Source organism: Streptomyces luteogriseus (genome assembly GCF_014205055.1).
GTDB classification, from domain to species: Bacteria; Actinomycetota; Actinomycetes; order Streptomycetales; family Streptomycetaceae; genus Streptomyces; species Streptomyces luteogriseus.
Map to the genome: position 1 here is coordinate 1,049,027 of NZ_JACHMS010000001.1, position 16,197 is coordinate 1,065,223.

The following is a 16,197-nucleotide window of genomic DNA, read 5'->3' on the forward strand; positions in this document are numbered from 1 at the left end:
GTCGATGGGGTTCAGGGCGTGGTCGCGGGGCGGAAGCGGCGGCGGTACTCGGCCGGGGGCGTTCCGAGGGTCCGGACGAAGGCCCGGCGCATGGCCTCGGGCGTGCCGTAGCCGCTGGTGCGGGCGATCTCCTCGACCCCGCCGGTGGTGTCCTCCAGGAGGCGCCGGGCGTGTTCGAGGCGGACGCGGTCCACGTAGCGGCCCGGTGTCATGCCGGTCTCGGCGCGGAAGGCGCGGGCGAAGTGGCGGGGCGAGAGACGGGCGCGGTCGGCGAGGGTGTCGACGCTGAGGTCCGCGTCGGGGTGGTCGGTGATCCACCGCTGGACGTCCCGCAGGGGCTCTCGTTGCGCGGTCTGGGCCGCGAGCTGGGCGCTGAACTGGGCCTGGTTGCCCGGGCGGCGCAGGAACACCACCAGGTGACGGGCGATCGTCAGGGCGGCGTCCCGGCCCAGGTCGTCCTCGACCAGGGCGAGGGCCAGGTCGATGCCGGCGGTGACACCGGCCGAGGTGGAGATGTGCCCGTCGCGTACGTAGACGGGGTCGGGGTCGATCTCGACGGCCGGGTACTCGCGGGCGAGCCGGTCGCAGTACGCCCAGTGGGTGGTCGCGCGGCGGCCGTCCAGAAGGCCCGCCCCGGCGAGCACGGCCGCGCCGGTGCACACGGAGACCAGACGGGCGGCGCGCGGCCCGCGTTCGCGCACCCAGTCCACCAGGCGCGGGTCGGGCCGCAGGCTGCCCGGTCCGCCGGGGACGAGGAGGATGTCCGGGTCTTTCGCGCCGGTCAGGGACTCGTCGGGGACGAGGGTCAGACCACTGGTGGTCCGCACGGGCGCGCCGTCCAGGGAGGCGGTGCGGATCCGGTACGCGCCCGGGGAGAGCAGGTCCGCGCCCGCGAAGACCTCCAGGGGGCCGGAGACGTCGAGACTCTGCAGGCCGTCGAAGAGGACGGCGAGAACCGTGCGTGGGGCCATACCGTCGATTCTTCGTGGGTCCCGGGCATGGCCGCAAGGACGGGTATCCCGCCTTTCCTGCCATGCGGTACGCGACCGTGGAGGGCATACCAAGCGGTTGGTAACCTGCCGGGCATGACGACTGCCGCCCTGGAGCCGCGCGCCGGCCGACGCTGCCACAACATGCTCAACTCCCTGCACTCGACGCACTACTTCTCCCCCGACCTCGGGCGGGAGCTGGGCGCCCTCGGGGTCACCGACCCGCGCGCCGTGAACTTCGCCGTGCGGGCCGCCGCCTTCGGTCCGGTCGGCGCAGGCCCGGTGGCCGCGGCCTTCTACCACTACACGTACGAGCTCGTGGCCCGGCACGTGCCGGCGGTGTGGGAGACCGCGGCGCCCGAACAGGTCCTCGCGGCACGCGCGCGTGCGGTCGACGCGACCCTGCGCCGCCTGCTCGGCGAGGAGACCCTGGCCTCGGCCGAGATGGCCGAGGCCGCGCGGCTCGCACTGCGCGCCGCCGAGGCCTGCTCACGCTCGGCGCGTCCGCTGTACGCCGCCCACGCCGACCTGCCCGTCCCCGAGAATCCGCACCTCGCCTACTGGCACGCGGCGACCCTGCTGCGCGAGCACCGGGGTGACGGGCACCTGGCCGCCCTGATGTCCGCGGGTCTCGACGGTCTGGAGGCGATGGTCACCCACACGGCGACGGGCAAGGGCATGAACCCGAGGTGGGTGTGCGCCACCCGCGGCTGGAGCCGGGAGGACTGGGACGCGGCGACGGAGCGGCTGCGGGAGCGCGGGCTGCTGGACGCGTCCGGCGACCTCACCGAACGGGGCGTCGCCCTGCGCCGGGATATCGAGGACGAGACGGACCGCCTGGACCGTGCCCCGTACGAGCACCTGGGCGCCGAGGGCGTGGCCCGGCTGACCGAGCTGGGCGGGGCGTTCGCGCACGCCGCGCTCGCGGCCGGGGCGTTCCCGGCGGATCTGATCGGCAAGGGTGACGCATAGTGACGCGTGGGTGAGGTACCCGCTCTCCACCGGCCGTCGCGGCCGGGAGTGGAGAAAGGGGAATTTCGTGTTCCGTGCTATCGCAGATGTGCTGCGCCAGATCGGCGGCGCCATCGCCACCGTCGTCACACTGCCCTTCCGGGCCCTGGCCCGGCTGTTCGGCGGGGCCTCGTCCTCCACCCGCAGCCGCAGGGCCTGATCCGGATCCCGACCTGCCGGGAGCCGCCCTGATCCCCGACTGTCGCCACCACCTGCCACAATTGCCGCGCAACCTCAGCGGAGAAGGCGGTAGGGGATCGTGACGACACCCGGGTCCATCGGGTCCATCAACGCAGTGTCCATCGAAGGCAGGATCGCCGAGGAGCTCGGCGTACGGGAGCGGCAGGTCAGGGCCGCCGTGGAACTGCTCGACGGCGGTTCTACGGTGCCCTTCATCGCCCGCTACCGCAAGGAAGCGACGGAGATGCTCGACGACGCGCAGCTGCGCACCGTCGAGGAGCGGCTGCGCTACCTGCGGGAGCTGGAGGAGCGGCGGGCGGCGATCCTGGAGTCGGTGCGCGAGCAGGGCAAGCTCACCGACGAGCTGGAGGCGAGCATCCGGGGCGCCGAGACGAAGGCGCGCCTGGAGGACATCTACCTCCCGTACAAGCCCAAGCGGCGCACCAAGGCGCAGATCGCCCGCGAGGCCGGACTCGAGCCGCTGGCGGAGGGGCTGCTCGGCGATCCGTCCGTCGATCCCCTCGCCGCGGCCGCCGCGTTCGTCGACGCCGACAAGGGCGTCGCCGATCCACAGGCCGCCCTGGACGGGGCCCGGGCGATCCTCACCGAGCGGTTCTCGGAGGACGCCGACCTGATCGGCGAGCTGCGCGAGCGCATGTGGGTGCGCGGGCGGCTGGCCGCCAAGGTGCGGGAGGGCAAGGAGGAGGCGGGGGCGAAGTTCTCCGACTACTTCGACTTCGCCGAGCCGTTCACGGAGCTGCCCTCGCACCGCATCCTCGCGATGCTGCGCGGCGAGAAGGAAGAGGTCCTCGACCTCGTCCTGGAGCCCGAGGAGCAGACCGACGGCCCCTCCTCGTACGAGGGGATCGTCGCCCACAAGTTCGGCATCGCCGACCGGGGCCGCCCCGGTGACAAGTGGCTGAAGGACACGGTCCGCTGGGCGTGGCGCACCCGCATCCTCGTCCACCTCGGCCTCGACCTGCGGCTGCGGCTGCGTACGGCCGCCGAGGACGAGGCGGTGCGGGTCTTCGCCGCGAACCTGCGCGACCTGCTGCTGGCCGCCCCGGCGGGCACGCGCGCGACGCTCGGCCTGGACCCCGGTTTCCGTACGGGAGTGAAGGTCGCCGTGGTCGACGCGACCGGCAAGGTCGTCGCCACGGACGTCATCCACCCGCACGTCCCGGCCAACCGCTGGGACGAGGCCATCGCCAAGCTGGCCCGGCTCGCGAAGGAGCACGCGGTCGAGCTGGTCGCCATCGGCAACGGCACCGCCTCCCGCGAGACCGACAAGCTCGCCGGGGAACTGATCACCAAGCACCCCGAGTTGAAGCTCACGAAGGTGATGGTGTCCGAGGCCGGCGCGTCCGTGTACTCGGCGTCCGCGTTCGCCTCGCAGGAGCTGCCCGACATGGACGTGTCGCTGCGCGGCGCCGTGTCGATCGCCCGCCGGCTCCAGGACCCGCTGGCCGAGCTGGTGAAGATCGACCCGAAGTCGATCGGTGTCGGCCAGTACCAGCACGACCTGTCCGAGGTGAAGCTGTCGCGTTCGCTGGACGCGGTGGTGGAGGACTGTGTGAACGGCGTGGGTGTGGACGTCAACACGGCGTCGGCCCCGCTGCTCGCCCGGGTCTCCGGCATCACCTCGGGGCTCGCCGAGAACATCGTGGCGCACCGGGACCAGAACGGACCGTTCAAGGCCCGCGGTGAGCTGAAGAAGGTGGCACGGCTCGGCCCGAAGGCGTACGAGCAGTGCGCGGGCTTCCTGCGGATCCGCGGCGGCGACGACCCGCTGGACGCGTCGAGCGTGCACCCCGAGGCGTACCCGGTGGTGCGGCGCATGGTGAAGACCGCCGGGCAGGAGGTCGCCTCGCTCGTCGGCAACACCGGGGTGCTGCGCTCGCTCAGGCCGGAGGACTTCGTGGACGAGACGTTCGGTCTGCCCACCGTCACCGACATCCTGAAGGAGCTGGAGAAGCCCGGCCGCGACCCGCGCCCGGCCTTCAAGACGGCCGCCTTCAAGGAGGGCGTGGAGAAGATCTCCGACCTGTCGTCCGGGATGATCCTGGAGGGCGTCGTGACGAACGTCGCCGCGTTCGGGGCGTTCGTCGACATCGGCGTCCACCAGGACGGTCTGGTGCATGTCTCCGCGATGTCGAAGACGTTCGTGAAGGACCCGCGGGACGTCGTGAAGCCCGGGGACATCGTCAAGGTGAAGGTGCTCGACGTCGACATCCCGCGCAAGCGGATCTCGCTGACGCTGCGGCTTGAGGACGAGGCGGCGGCCTCGCAGGGCCAGGGCGGCGGCTCCGGTGAGCGTCGGCAGCGGGGTGGGCGTCCGCCGCAGCAGCGGCAGGGCGGGCGTGGTGGTGGCGGTGGCCGTGGTGGCGGTTCGCGTCAGGCGCCTCCGCCGGCCAACAGCGCGATGGCCGATGCGCTGCGCCGCGCGGGACTGGCGGATCCCAAGGGCGGCAAGCGCTGACTGTTCCGTCGGGGAGGCCGTGGGGAGCTGCGGGCCCGTTGTGGCTGGTCGCGCAGTTCCCCGCGCCCCTGGCAAAGAGGCGTTTCGCGCCCTTTCCGTTCTAGGGTTGCTGAATGCGTGCCATCACCTGGGAAGTGTCCGGAAGCCATGGGTTCGAGACCGCCTGGGTCCAGCGCGGAGAAGGCGTGCTGCGGGCGCGCGGGCGGGCCGTCGGTACCGTTCCGGAGCCGTACTGGATCTCCTATGAGCTGGAGACCGCAGAAGGATTCGTGACCAGGCGGTTGACTGTCACGGCGGAGGCCGAGGCCGGGACCCGCGCGCTCGATCTGCTCCACGACGGGCAGGGTCGCTGGACCGCGAACGGCGAGCCACTGCCCGCTGTCGACGGGGCGCTCGACTGCGACCTCGGGCTGTGCCCGCTCACCAACACCATGCCGGTGCTGCGGCACGGGTTCCATCGGGAGCCCGGCGAGCGGGAGTTCCTGATGGCCTGGGTGTCGGTGCCGGATCTGGCGGTGCGGCCGTCGCGGCAGACGTACACGCATCTCGCACCCGGACGGGTCCGTTACGTCTCCGGTGACTTCCGCAGCGACCTGGAGTTCGACGACGAGGGGTACGTCGTCGACTACCCGCGGTTGGCCACGCGCCTGACGGCCCGTTAGCGCTCCGTCACCTTGCCGTCCGCCACCTCCAGGCGGCGGGTGACGTGCACCGCGTCCAGCATCCGGCGGTCGTGGGTGACCAGCAGGAGCGTGCCCTCGTAGGCGTCGAGGGCGGACTCCAGTTGCTCGATGGCGGGCAGGTCGAGGTGGTTGGTCGGCTCGTCGAGGACCAGGAGGTTGACGCCCCGGCCCTGGAGCAGCGCCAGGGCGGCCCGGGTGCGCTCGCCCGGGGAGAGGCTTCCCGCGGGGCGCAGGACGTGGTCCGTCTTGAGACCGAACTTGGCCAGGAGGGTGCGGATCTCGACCGGTTCGGTGTCCGGGACGGCCGCGCGGAAGGCGTCGAGCAGGGACTCCTCGCCGTGGAACAGCTTGCGGGCCTGGTCGACCTCGCCGAGCAGGACGCCCGAGCCGAGCACGGCGTGCCCGGCGTCCAGCGGGACGCGGCCGAGGAGGGCGGCGAGCAGCGTGGACTTGCCGGCGCCGTTCGCGCCGGTCACCGCCACCCGGTCCGCCCAGTCGATCTGCAGGGAGACGGGGCCGAGGACGAAGCCGTCGCGGCGCACCTCGGCGTCCCGCAGGGTCGCGACGACGGCGCCCGAGCGCGGGGCCGACGCGATCTCCATGCGCAGCTCCCACTCCTTGCGGGGCTCGTCGACGACGTCGAGGCGCTCGATCATGCGCTGGGTCTGGCGCGCCTTCGCCGCCTGCTTCTCGCTGGCCTCGCTGCGGAACTTGCGGCCGATCTTGTCGTTGTCGTTGTTCGCCTTGCGGCGGGCGTTCTTCACGCCCTTGTCCATCCAGGAGCGCTGCATCTGCGCCCGGTCCTGGAGGGCCGTCTTCTTGTCGGCGTACTCCTCGAACTCGTCGCGGGCGTGCCGGCGTGCGACCTCCCGCTCCTCCAGGTACGCCTCGTAGCCGCCGCCGAAGAGGTTGATCTGCCGCTGGGCCAGGTCGAGTTCGAGGACCTTGGTGACGGTGCGGGTGAGGAACTCACGGTCGTGGCTGACGACCACCGTGCCGGCGCGCAGACCGCTCACGAAGCGTTCGAGGCGCTCCAGGCCGTCGAGGTCGAGGTCGTTGGTGGGCTCGTCGAGGAGGAAGACGTCGTAGCGGGACAGGAGCAGGGAGGCGAGACCCGCGCGGGCCGCCTGGCCGCCGGACAGGGACGTCATCGGCTGGTCCAGGCCTACGGCGAGACCGAGGCCGTCGGCCACCTCCTCGGCGCGTTCGTCGAGATCGGCGCCGCCGAGGCCGAGCCAGCGCTCAAGGCTGGTGGCGTAGGCGTCGTCGGCACCGGGTGCCCCGTCGACCAGGGCCTGGGTGGCCTCGTCCATGGCCCGCTGGGCCTCTTCGACACCGGTGCGGCGGGCCAGGAACGCCCGGACGGTCTCACCCGGGCGACGGTCCGGCTCCTGCGGGAGGTGGCCGACGGCGGCGGCCGGCGGGGACAGGCGCAGATCGCCCTGCTCGGGCGCGGTGAGTCCGGCGAGCATCCTGAGCAGGGTGGACTTGCCCGCGCCGTTGGCCCCGACCAGGCCGATCACGTCGCCGGGCGCGACGACGAGGTCGAGTCCGGTGAACAGGGAGCGGTCACCGTGGCCGGCGGCGAGGTTCTTGGCGACGAGGGTGGCAGTCATCAGAGCGCCGATCCTAACGGCCGGGCCGTTCAGTGGTTCACGGCAGTCACCAGGACGCTTCCGGAGGTGCGTGCCACGACGTACGACCGGCCCCTGATGGCCTTCGCGTCGAGGGCGACGCGGTGGCGGCCCGTGTCGAGGACGCCGTCGAAGATCTCGTGGCTGTGGGGGCGGGAGAGCCGGTCGAGACGGTACGCGGTGAGGGTGACGCGGCAGGCGGAGGTGACCTCGACGTCCGCGCCGGCGTCGGTCGCGGTGAGGCCGGTGAGGCGGCGCCGGTCGGCCGGGCTCCGGTCCAGGGCGTGTTCGATCTGGGCGACGAGGAGCGGGACGATCGGGGCGAGGCCGTCGACGTGGGCGACCGGGACCCCGGCGCGTTCGAAGGCGCGGCGGACGGCGGCACGTTCCCGCTCGCCGGCCGCGTGGCCGAAGGCGACGGCGCCGTAGCCGCGGAGTTCCTCGGCGGGTACGCCGTCGGCGTCATGGGCGATGTCGGCGCCGACTCCGATGGTGCGCAGGGCCGCGGCGAGCTTGGCGAGGACGGCGACGCGGGCGCCGATCAGCAGGACGCGGCGCCGCGGGTCGGGCGCGGAGCCGTTCAGCAGGGCGCTCAGTGCCGTCCGGTACTCGGCGCCGCGGAAGCGGAAGGGGCCGATGCCGTGATAGCCGTTGCGCTCCAGGTCGGCGTGGTCGTCGGTCTGCCAGGCGAAGTCCCGCCAGATGACGTCCTCACCGTCGCCCTGGATGACGGCGGTGACGGCGCCGCAGGCCAGGTCCTCGCACTCGGGGCAGCCGTAGACGACGTACCGGCCGCCCGGTAATGGGGCCGGGCTCTCCAGGAGCAGACTGCGGACCTGCGCGGTGAAGATCGCGGGCGGGACGTCGGACGCGAGCGGGGAGACCGCGTCGAGGTCGGAGAGCTGGAACAGCAGCGGACGTCCGTCGACGATGAAGTCCACGAAGTCCCGGTGGACCTGGTAACCACCGTCATGGAGGACTCCCCCGGCCCGCATCGCGGGAGCCAGGCCGAAGGTCGCGTACTCGGCACACATACGGTGAGTATTCCCACACTGCGCGTGATGTGAGCACGGCATGACACATTCCGCTACGGTCCGGGCATGGCGAGTGAGTCGAGTGGCGAGATCGTGGTGGTCGGCGGCGGGGTGGTCGGGCTGACGACGGCCTTGGTCCTCGCGGAGCGGGGCCGGTCGGTGCGGGTGTGGACGCGGGACGCCGTCGAGGCGACCACCTCCGCCGTCGCGGGCGCTCTGTGGTGGCCGTACCGGATCGAGCCGGTCGCGACGGCGCGCGCGTGGGCGCTGCGGTCCCTGCAGGTGTACGAGGACCTGGCGGCGCGGGCCGAACCGGCCGGCGTACGCATGGTCGAAGGGGTACTGGGCGAGACCGGCCTCGACGAGGTCGACGGGTGGCTGGCGGGCCGGGTGCCGGGGCTGCGGGCGTCCACGGCCGGCGAGTACGCGGGTGCGGGCGTCCGGGCACGGCTGCCGCTCCTCGACATGCCGGCCCATCTGCCGTGGCTGCGGGAGCGGTTCGTCGCCGCGGGCGGCGTGGTCGAGACGCGTACGGTGTCCGCCTTCGCGGAGGTGGACGCGCCGGTCGTGGTCAACTGCACGGGGCTCGCCGCGCGGGAACTCGTGCCGGACCCCTCCGTGCGGCCCGTGCGCGGTCAGTTGGTCGTCGTGGAGAACCCGGGGATCGACACCTGGCTGGTCACCACCGACGCGGCGGGAGAGCACGCGTATCTGTTCCCGCAGCCGGGCGGGCTCGTCCTCGGCGGTACGTCCGAGGAGGACGCGTGGTCGCCGGAGCCCGACCCCGCGACGGCCGAGGCGATCATCCGCCGCTGTGCGGCGCTCAGGCCGGAGATCGCCGGGGCCCGTGTGCTGGGGCACCGGGTGGGGCTGCGGCCCACCCGGCCGGCGGTCCGGCTGGAGCGCGACACGCTGCCGGACGGGCGGCTCCTGGTGCACAACTACGGCCACGGCGGCGCGGGCGTCACCGTGGCCTGGGGGTGCGCGGAGGAGGCCGCGCGGCTGGTCTCGGGCTGAGGCGGGCGACGCGGGCCGAGCGCGGGGCGCCGGCCGAGGCGGGGCGCCGGCCGAGACCCGGGGGGCGGCCGGGAAACGGGCCGCAGACCCGGGCGGTAGCCACAGGCCGAGACGCGAGCCTCTGGCTCGGGCGCAAGCCGCCGACCCGGGCCCGAGCCTCTGGATCAAGCACGAGCCCCAGACCAAGAAGGCCGAGACACGAGCCGCAGGCCCAGCCGCGAGCCGCCGACCGAGGCGCGAGGGCGGCCCGGGTTCCTGGAACCCGGGCCGCCCCACGCCGTTCGGATCAGTGCTTGCCGATCGGGTCTCCCTCGACGTCCGGGCCGCGGCCCGGGCCGACGCGGAACTCGAACTCGCCGTCGTACTTCTTGTGGCCTTCCATGACGGCCATCTCGACGGCCTCGGAACCCATCTGCTCGCGCACGATCACCGGGTCACGGCGAAGGTCGCGCATCAGGGCGACGCACATGAAGATCATCACGATGACGAACGGGGCTGCCGCGAGGATCGTGAGGTTCTGCAGACCGGTCAGGGCGTCGCCCTGGCCGCTGCCGACGAGCAGCATGATCGCGGCCACCGCGCCGGTGACCACACCCCAGAACACCACGACGAACCGGCCCGGTTCGAGCGCGCCCTTCTGCGACAGGGTGCCCATGACGATCGAGGCCGCGTCGGCGCCCGAGACGAAGAAGATGCCGACGAGGACCATCACGAGCAGGCTCGTGGCGGTGGCGACGGGGAACTGCTGGAGCACGCCGAAGAGCTGGCCCTCCGGGGTCGCCTCCTTGCCGAGCTGCCCCTCCTCCTGCATCTTCATGGCCGAGCCGCCGAAGATCGCGAACCAGATCAGGCTGACCGTGCTGGGCACGAGGATGACACCGCCGACGAACTGCCGGATCGTGCGGCCCCGGCTGATGCGGGCGATGAACATGCCCACGAACGGCGTCCAGGAGATCCACCACGCCCAGTAGAAGACCGTCCAGCTGCTCAGCCAGTCGGCCACGCCCTCGCCGCCGCTCGCCTCGGTGCGGCCGGCCAGCTGGGGCAGGTCGCCGAGGTAGGCGAAGACGGAGGTGGGCAGCAGGTCGAGGACGATGATGGTCGGGCCCGCCACGAACACGAACAGGGCGAGGATCAGCGCCAGCACCATGTTGGTGTTGGACAGCCACTGGATGCCCTTCTCCACACCGGAGATGGCGGACGCGACGAAGGCCAGGGTCAGCACCGCGATGATCGTGACGAGCAGCCCGGTGCTCACCTCGTCCATCCACTTCAGCTCCTGGACACCGGAGCCGATCTGGAGCGCGCCGAGGCCGAGGGAGGCGGCGGAGCCGAAGACGGTCGCGATGATCGCGAGGATGTCGATGGCCCGGCCGATGCCGCCGTTGGCGTTCTTCCTGCCGATGAGCGGGGTGAAGACGGCACTGATGGTCTGCCGGCGCCGCCTGCGGAAGGTGCTGTAGGCGATGGCGAGGCCGACCACCGCGTAGATCGCCCAGGGGTGGAGCGTCCAGTGGAACAGGGTGGTGGCCATGGCCGTCTCCATGCGTTCGCCGGAGTCGGCCGGGTCGGATCCCGGCGGGGGCGTGCCGTAGTGCGAGAGCGGCTCGCTCACGCCGTAGAACATCAGGCCGATGCCCATGCCGGCGCTGAACATCATCGCCACCCAGGACACGGTGCGGAACTCGGGCTCCTCACCCTCCGCGCCGAGGTGGATACGTCCGTAGCGGCTGATCGCGAGCCAGAGGGCGAAGACGACGAAACCGGAGGCGGCGAGCATGAACGCCCAGCCGCCGTTGTGCATCAGCCCGCCGAGCATCGTGGTGGAGACGTCTTCGAGCGAGTCGGTCGCGGTGGCGCCCCAGACCACGAAGGCGAGGGTGAGCACCGCCGTGACGCCGAAGACGATGCGGTCGGTCTGCGGCCGGTCCTGACCGGGCAGGCCCGCTTCCGACCCCGGCAGCGCAGCTCCCTCCGGGGAGTCCTTGTCGCTTGGTCGTTCTTGCGTCACAGGCGGAACCTTTCATCGGGACAGCGGAGGAGGATGCAGGTCCTCCGTAAACGCTGCTACCACGTGTGGCGGAATTTCACCCCTCTCAACATGCGGTTTCGTATGAACCTCCTGTCAGGTGGTACTCGGCCCGGTCGTCCAGCAGCAGTGGCACGAGTGCCCGCAGGGGCTGGCGCAGGGGCACGAGCACGCCTTCGCCGTCCTCGCGCGCGCGTATTCCGTGCAGTGCGAGTTCATCGCCCACCTCGGCGTACTGGGCGGCGGTGAGCCGGTAGCCGCAGGGCGGGTTGGGGATGATTTCGGACGATTCGGGCGGGTCGTTGTCGGCGCCGCCGGTGTAGACCGGGCCGGAGGCGGCCCAGCCCGCGAGACGGGCCCGGGCCGTCGCCGACTCGATCCGGGCGCGGCGCCGGTCGGTGTAGCCGAACATGCCCTTGAGGGCATCGAGTTGAGAGGTCACCCGGCGCCGGTTGTTCAGGGCCGGGTCCGCCTTCTCCGCGTCGGTGAGCGGGTCCACCCGGCTCTCGATGAGCAGTCCGACGGAGTGCTTCACCCCGGACATGTTGCGCAGAATGCGCTCCTGTCCGTCTCCGGCGACCTGCTTGACCGGCTCACCGGTCTCCGGGTCGGTCCAGATGCCGTAGGTGCCGGTCGAGTGGCCGGCCCGCTCGGCGGCGGGGCGGACGTACGCCTCGGACAGGGTCCGCGCCTCGTCGTGGACCGCCTCGTGGGTGTTGAGGTTGCGCGGCCACAGGTCGAAGAGGTCCTTGTCGTAGTACTTGGGGGTGGAGCCGTACTCGTGCAGGTCGTAGACGATGTCGGGGCGCTGGTCGCGGATGACGGCGGCCAGGGCGCGCCCCTCGGCGGTCTTCAGGGCGAGGTGGTCGCGGTTGATGTCGACGCCGTCGCTGTTGCCGCGCGTGTTCGCGGCCCGGCCGTCCGGGTTGGCGGTGGGCACGACCAGGACCGTGGTGCGGTCCAGGAAGCGCCGGGTGCGGCTGTCGCGGGCGTACGCGAGGTCGCGGACGGTGGTCAGGCAGGCCTCGCGGCCGGAGGGTTCGTCGCCGTGCTGGCTGCACACGAGCAGCACCTTGTTGTGGCTCGGGCGGTTGCCGATCCGCACGAGCCGGAGCGGGCGGTCCTGCTCGGTCGTGCCGAAGCGGGCCAGGGAGACGCGGCCACTGGCCCGGTCGACGGCATCGAGGAAGTCCTGCTCCTCGGGCTGGGTGGTCCAGCGGGCGCCGTTCGACTGCTCGAAGCCGGTGCGGGGCGGGGTGTCGCCGGCCGCTTGGGCCGGTGCGGCGACCAGGGAGGCCGTGAGGGCCGCGGTGGTCGCTATCAGGGCGCCTGCACGGATCACTGGCTCGCCTCCGGGACACGGTGGGTGGTGCGCGGTTCCCGAACGCCGTCCAGGAGCGTGGCGTCGGGGGTGGCGGTGGCGGCGCCCGTGGTGGCGCGGGCGAAGGCGGCGGCTCCGCCGGTGAACGGGACGCGCGCCGAGGTGCGGGAGAGGTCGAGCGTGAGCCTCGGCTTGTCGGCGGGAGGGTCGATGAGGCCCTGGTCGGTGCCCGCGACGATCAGCGCCAGGCGGTGGCCCTTGGGGACGACATGGTCGGTCGCCGCCAGGTCGAGAGTGATCGTGTAGCGCTTGCCCGGGGTGAGCGGGGAGCCCTTGTGGTCGGAGGCGTGGTTGCCGAGGTCGGCCCAGCCGCGGCTGACGACCGTGTAGTCGACGTCGGCGGTCTTCGCCTTCGTCTCCTTGAAGCAGGAGCTGTCCGCGGGGGTGCTCGGGCCCCAGCAGGTGCGGTCGGTGAGGGTGGTGATGCCTTCGCCCGCGTCGGCGTAGTCGCGGATGGTGGCGGGGCCGAGGTCCACGAGGACGGCGGAGAGGTGGGCCGTCGGGGTGGAGGACGTCGCGGTGACGGTGACCTCGGAGGAGCCGGACAGGCGCAGGTCGCGGGTGAGCGTCCGGGTGGTGAATCCGGCCTTCTCGGGTGTGGGCCGGTCGATCCGCGCGGCCCAGTCGGTCTCGCTCCGCTCCGGGTCGTCGGTGAAGCTCGCGGTGCCGTGACCGCGGTGCAGGCCGAGGGTGCCGACGCCGTCCTGGGTGCCGCGGTCGGGGCGCAGGGTGGCGGTGCGGGTGCCGCTCGGCGGCCAGACCCGGGAGGTGTCCCACCGGCCGGGCGCGCGCTCGATGTCGGCCATGGGCTCGCGGTCGATGCCGTTGTCGATGCCCATGAGTTCGTGGTCGAACCAGCGGTGCAGCGTCTCGACCCATGCGCCGCGCCGGAAGTCGAAGGGGTCGACGTGGCCGGTCTGGGACAGCCAGATCTTGCGCTCGACGCCGTTCTTCGCGAGGGCGTCCCACCACGGGCCGACGTGCTTCATACGGACGTTGAGGTCCTGCATGCCGTGGATCAGGAAGACGCTCGCCCTGACCTTGCGCGCGGCCTTCACGTAGTCGCGCTCGGTCCACAGCGGGGTCCAGTCGCCGGTGCGCGGCGCGCCGTCGACGAGCTTGCGCTGAACGGCCGCGCACTTGGCGCGGGCGTCGGGGCTGTCGACGTAGTCCGACAGCCACTCGGGCCCGGAGTCGTAGAGGGGGGCGCCCTGCTGGAAGTAGTAGTCGTACCAGGAGGAGATGGCGCTGATCGGGACGATGGTCTTCAGGCCCTTGACGCCGGTCGCGGCGACGCCGTTGGCGATGGTGCCGTCCCAGCTCTTGCCGATCATGCCGGTGCGGCCGTTGGTCCAGCCGGCCTGGGCGCGGGTGGTGCCGGTGCGGCTGGTGTAGGCCTTCGCGCGGCCGTTCAGCCAGTCGACCACGGCCTTCGCCGACTGGACGTCGGAGCGGCCGCCGACGTCGACACAGCCGTCGGAGCGATTGGTTCCGGCCAGGTCCACGCCGACGAAGGCGTAACCGCGCGGGACGAAGTAGTTGTCGTAGTAGAGCGGCATCTGTGCGACACGGCCCTGCACGTCGTAGGTCTTCTTCTGGCTCTCGTTGCCGCGCCCGCAACACGAGTAGTACGGGCTGGCGTCCATGATGACGGGGACTTTGCGGCCCTGCCGGGCGGTTTCGCGGGGGCGGACGATGTCGACGGCGACCCGGTCGGTCCTTCCGTCCCGGTCGCCGTCGAGACCGGTGTCCACCCAGACGGCCTCGCGGATGGCGTCCTCGTAGGAGTGGACGGGTTCGCTCCCGCGCGGCGCGGCCTGTGCGGCCACGGGGGTGAGCAGGGTGGCCAAGAGGGCGGCCGTGGCCGCCGTCGCGAGCGGTCTCCAGGTCGTGAAGCGCGTGCGTTTCGGCATGCGCCGGACGGTACATCGGTGAACTCCTGTTCAGAAGAGGGCAGCTGACGGACCGGCGTGTCCGGGGCGGGTCTTCGGGGCGGGTGTCGCATGTCGGCCGAATGGCGATCGTGTGACAGCGGGGGCCATGGACATGATCAGGGGCACAGGGAGTCAATAGGCTCCGGACAGACCCCGGAAGACCTCGGGACCCCTACGACTTGGAGCCTTGCGTGCACCGCAGAATCATCGCGCCGGGAGCCCTGGCAGCGGCCTCTCTCCTGCTGGCGATCCCGGCATCGGCCGCCCCCCTCTCCCCCGGCGCGCCGGGTATCGGCGACCCCTACTACCCGGCCTACGGCAACGGCGGATACGACGTCTCCCACTACGACCTCCGGCTGAAGTACCAGCCGGCCACGGACGAACTGGAGGGCACCGCGACCCTCGTGGCCCGCGCCACGCAGGACCTGACGAGCTTCAACCTGGACTTCCTGCTGGACGTCGGCGAGGTGCGGGTCAACGGGGCGAAGGCGACGTTCCGGGCCTCAGGCGAGCAGGAGCTGGAGATCACGCCGAAGACCCCGTTGGCCGAGGGCGCGCCCGTCACGGTCGTCGTGCGCTACCGCGGGGTGCCCTCGTCGAAGCAGGTCTCCGGCTTCACCAGCTGGCACCGCACCCCGGACGGGGGTGTCGCGGCGAACGAGCCCGAGGCGGCGGCGTGGTGGTTCCCCGGCAACGACCATCCGCTCGACAAGGCGACCTACGACGTCTCCGTGCTGGTCCCGGACGGCACCCAGGCCATCTCCAACGGCACGCTCCGGTCGACGAGTTCGAAGCTCGGCTGGACCCGCTGGAACTGGCGGTCCGACAAGCCGCAGGCCACGTACCTCGCCACGCTCGCGGTCGGGAAGTTCGACATCACGACCGGCACGACCGAGAGCGGCATCCCGGTCCTCAACGCCTACAGCAAGGATCTCGGCGCGAACGCCGGGGCGGCGCGGGCGAGCATCGAACGGACCGGGGAGATCGCGGACTGGCTGGCCGGGTACTTCGGGCCCTATCCCTACAGCGCACTCGGCGGGTACGTGCCGAACACGAACACCGGGTACGCGCTGGAGACCCAGACGCGGCCGTTCTACAGCCCGCGGCAGTTCGCCAATGGGTCGAACGTGTCGATCGTCGTCCATGAGCTGGCCCACCAGTGGTACGGCGACGCGGTGTCGCTCAAGGGCTGGAAGGACATCTGGATCAACGAGGGGTTCTCCCGGTACGCGCAGTGGCTGTGGTCCGAGCACGAGGGCGAGGGCACGGCGCAGGAACTCGCCGACCACGTCTACGCCTCGCACCCCGCCGACGACCCGTTCTGGACGGTGAAGCCCGGCGATCCCGGCCCGGAGAACCAGTTCGACATCGCGGTCTACGACCGTGGCGCCCTGGCCGTCCAGGCGCTGCGCAACAAGATCGGCGACGAGTCGTTCTTCGCGATCCTCAAGGGCTGGCCGGCGAAGTACGCCCACGGCAACGCCTCCGTGGCGGACTTCCAGCGGTACGCGGAGGAGGTCTCGGGCAAGCCGCTGGCCGCGCTCTTCGACACGTGGCTGTTCCAGCCGTCGAAGCCGGGGGTGTCGGCGGCCCGGGCCGCGGCGGTGGCGAAGGGGGCCAAGGGGGCCGAGAGCGTGTCCCAGCCCAGGTCGTGGAAGCGGATCGCGGCAACCAACGGGGTGCACGGGCACTGACATCCGCGGACCGTGCGCGCCCCGCCGACGGGGAGCCCGCCGCAGGGGGCGGTCCGGCGCGCCCCTGCTGCGGGCGGTCTCCAGCGCGAAGACGGCGTCGATGTGCTGCCCCGTCAGGGTGACGCCCGGCCT

General features: G+C 72.1%; 12 protein-coding genes. 6 read left to right on the plus strand and 6 right to left on the minus strand.

Translation table 11 applies throughout. The features are described 5' to 3' along the window. Positions 1-11: 11 nt before the first annotated feature. The gene (locus tag BJ965_RS04830; protein WP_184907514.1) at positions 12-971 is read right to left on the minus strand and encodes a GlxA family transcriptional regulator; all 960 of its coding nucleotides are present in this window, start codon (positions 969-971) and stop codon (positions 12-14) included. Positions 972-1,085: 114 nt separating this feature from the next. Here BJ965_RS04830 and BJ965_RS04835 point away from each other — a divergent pair, with 114 nt between their 5' ends. The 4 genes from BJ965_RS04835 (at position 1,086) to BJ965_RS04845 (ending at position 5,321) form a co-directional block, all read left to right on the plus strand. Next, positions 1,086-1,961 carry an SCO6745 family protein gene (locus BJ965_RS04835; protein WP_184907515.1) on the plus strand — a complete coding sequence of 292 codons (876 nt, stop codon included), beginning with the start codon at positions 1,086-1,088 and terminating at the stop codon, positions 1,959-1,961. Positions 1,962-2,028: 67 nt separating this feature from the next. Then, on the plus strand, positions 2,029-2,160 hold the full coding sequence (locus BJ965_RS39845; RefSeq protein ID WP_252100478.1) for an LPFR motif small protein: 132 nt from the start codon (positions 2,029-2,031) through the stop codon (positions 2,158-2,160). A gap of 99 nt (positions 2,161-2,259) precedes the next feature. Further along, positions 2,260-4,659 (plus strand): Tex family protein, encoded by a 2,400-nt coding sequence (locus BJ965_RS04840; RefSeq protein WP_184907516.1) that lies wholly within the window; start codon positions 2,260-2,262, stop codon positions 4,657-4,659. A gap of 113 nt (positions 4,660-4,772) precedes the next feature. Next, positions 4,773-5,321 carry a putative glycolipid-binding domain-containing protein gene (locus BJ965_RS04845; RefSeq protein ID WP_184907517.1) on the plus strand — a complete coding sequence of 183 codons (549 nt, stop codon included), beginning with the start codon at positions 4,773-4,775 and terminating at the stop codon, positions 5,319-5,321. Here the strand turns inward: BJ965_RS04845 and BJ965_RS04850 are convergent. Beyond that, on the minus strand, positions 5,318-6,958 hold the full coding sequence (locus tag BJ965_RS04850) for an ABC-F family ATP-binding cassette domain-containing protein (protein ID WP_184907518.1): 1,641 nt from the start codon (positions 6,956-6,958) through the stop codon (positions 5,318-5,320). The genes BJ965_RS04845 and BJ965_RS04850 overlap by 4 nt on opposite strands. 29 nt (positions 6,959-6,987) lie before the next feature. Then, complete coding sequence (locus tag BJ965_RS04855) at positions 6,988-8,010, minus strand: oxidoreductase (protein WP_184907519.1); 1,023 nt, start codon at positions 8,008-8,010, stop codon at positions 6,988-6,990. A 66-nt stretch (positions 8,011-8,076) separates the two neighbouring features. Between BJ965_RS04855 and BJ965_RS04860 the strand changes: the two genes are divergently transcribed. Next, a complete protein-coding gene (locus BJ965_RS04860; protein ID WP_184907520.1) occupies positions 8,077-9,027 on the plus strand; it encodes an NAD(P)/FAD-dependent oxidoreductase in 951 nt (316 codons plus the stop codon). 286 nt (positions 9,028-9,313) lie between these two features. On the opposite strand, the gene BJ965_RS04865 is transcribed toward BJ965_RS04860, so the two are convergent. From BJ965_RS04865 to BJ965_RS04875, 3 genes are all read right to left on the minus strand, one after another. Further along, the gene (locus BJ965_RS04865; protein WP_184907521.1) at positions 9,314-11,038 is read right to left on the minus strand and encodes a BCCT family transporter; all 1,725 of its coding nucleotides are present in this window, start codon (positions 11,036-11,038) and stop codon (positions 9,314-9,316) included. Positions 11,039-11,123: 85 nt separating this feature from the next. After that, complete coding sequence (locus BJ965_RS04870) at positions 11,124-12,398, minus strand: M14 family metallopeptidase (protein WP_184907522.1); 1,275 nt, start codon at positions 12,396-12,398, stop codon at positions 11,124-11,126. Next, positions 12,395-14,350 carry a Xaa-Pro dipeptidyl-peptidase gene (locus BJ965_RS04875; protein WP_184907523.1) on the minus strand — a complete coding sequence of 652 codons (1,956 nt, stop codon included), beginning with the start codon at positions 14,348-14,350 and terminating at the stop codon, positions 12,395-12,397. The genes BJ965_RS04870 and BJ965_RS04875 overlap by 4 nt, the downstream gene beginning before the upstream one ends. Before the next feature lie 212 nt (positions 14,351-14,562). On the opposite strand from BJ965_RS04875, the gene BJ965_RS04880 reads away from it, so the two are divergent. Continuing rightward, positions 14,563-16,065: a M1 family metallopeptidase gene (locus BJ965_RS04880; RefSeq protein WP_184907524.1), complete on the plus strand. Its 1,503-nt coding sequence runs from the start codon at positions 14,563-14,565 to the stop codon at positions 16,063-16,065. Positions 16,066-16,197 lie beyond the last annotated feature (132 nt).

Coding starts and splice junctions, on each gene's coding strand:
- BJ965_RS04850 (WP_184907518.1), bottom strand. CDS start 6,958: ATGACTGCCACCCTCGTCGCCAAGAACCTCGCCGCCGGCCACGGTGAC.
- BJ965_RS04860 (WP_184907520.1), top strand. CDS start 8,077: ATGGCGAGTGAGTCGAGTGGCGAGATCGTGGTGGTCGGCGGCGGGGTG.
- BJ965_RS04845 (WP_184907517.1), top strand. CDS start 4,773: ATGCGTGCCATCACCTGGGAAGTGTCCGGAAGCCATGGGTTCGAGACC.
- BJ965_RS04835 (WP_184907515.1), top strand. CDS start 1,086: ATGACGACTGCCGCCCTGGAGCCGCGCGCCGGCCGACGCTGCCACAAC.
- BJ965_RS04830 (WP_184907514.1), bottom strand. CDS start 971: ATGGCCCCACGCACGGTTCTCGCCGTCCTCTTCGACGGCCTGCAGAGT.
- BJ965_RS04875 (WP_184907523.1), bottom strand. CDS start 14,350: ATGCCGAAACGCACGCGCTTCACGACCTGGAGACCGCTCGCGACGGCG.
- BJ965_RS04855 (WP_184907519.1), bottom strand. CDS start 8,010: ATGTGTGCCGAGTACGCGACCTTCGGCCTGGCTCCCGCGATGCGGGCC.